Origin of the sequence: Pseudoalteromonas sp. SR45-5, from assembly GCF_014163565.1 — a bacterium.
GTDB lineage: Bacteria > Pseudomonadota > Gammaproteobacteria > Enterobacterales > Alteromonadaceae > Pseudoalteromonas > Pseudoalteromonas distincta.
The window spans coordinates 1-1144 of sequence record NZ_JACJDN010000915.1 but is presented as its reverse complement, the minus strand read 5'-3'; the positions used below and the strand labels follow the sequence as shown (position 1 = coordinate 1144).

Annotated in this window: 1 protein-coding gene; it reads left to right on the top strand. The window is 33.0% G+C overall.

What is annotated here, in order from left to right:
* Window positions 1–13: 13 nt before the first annotated feature.
* A partial coding sequence (locus H5072_RS20045) for an EAL domain-containing protein (protein ID WP_404936344.1) occupies window positions 14–1144 on the top strand: 1131 nt, incomplete at its 3' end.

Below are 1144 nucleotides of genomic sequence, written 5' to 3'. Positions count from 1 at the left end.
AAGCGATGCTTCTATTGAATCAAGGTTATTAAAGTTACTTTCACTTGTACGAAAACATTTAAGTATGGAAGTCGCGTTTATTTCAAAATTCACCAATACTGAGCGCGTTTTTAAAGTGGTAGATAACCAAACTACAAATACATGCGTATCAGTAGGTAATTCAGATCCAATTTGCGAAACTTACTGTAAAAAAATATCTGATAACGAGCTAGAACAAATAATCCCTAATACTCTTGAGCACCCAATAACCCGCAACATGCCAGTCACAGAAAAGCTAAATATTGGCTCTTATATTGGTGTACCCATTATTTTATCCACCGGAAAAGTTTATGGAACTTTTTGCTGTTATAAAACCGTATTAGACAATGCCCTGAACGACAAAGATTTGTCATTTCTTAGGCTCATTTCTGAAATAGCTACTGAGTTAATCGAAAAAAAAGTTCAGTCTGACATTTTAAATAATGAGTCAAAGTCGCTTATTGAAAATATTATAAAAACAAACGATATTACGATTTATTTTCAGCCCATATTTAATTTATCAACCAACCAACTTTCGGGTTATGAATCTCTGTCACGCTTTTTTATTGAACCCTATAAAACACCTGATATTTGGTTTAAAGATGCTGAAAAACTGGGTTTAGGAGAAGCATTAGAAATACTTGCTATACAAAATACATTACATTACTTAGATCAATTTGATGAAAAAGCTTATATCACTATAAATACTTCACCTCAGCATATTTTATCAGGCTCAATAGACAAAGTATTACAAAGCATCGATTGTAATAGAATAATTTTAGAAGTGACTGAACATTCACCTATTTTAGACTACCAAGCGATGCGAACTGCACTTCAACCATTAAGAAGCAAAGGCGTAAGATTAGCTATAGATGATGTTGGAGCTGGCTATTCGTCTTTTCAACATATTTTAGAATTAGAGGCAGATATCATTAAGTTAGATATAAGCCTCACTCAAAATATAAATAAAGACAGTAGAAAGTTTTTATTAGCTAAAGCACTATGCGGATTTGCCAAAGCTATTAATTGCTCAATTGTAGCTGAGGGTATAGAAAATCAAGATGAATTAAACACACTAAGAAAACTAGGCGTTGATAACGTGCAAGGCTATTTTATTGGGCGCCCA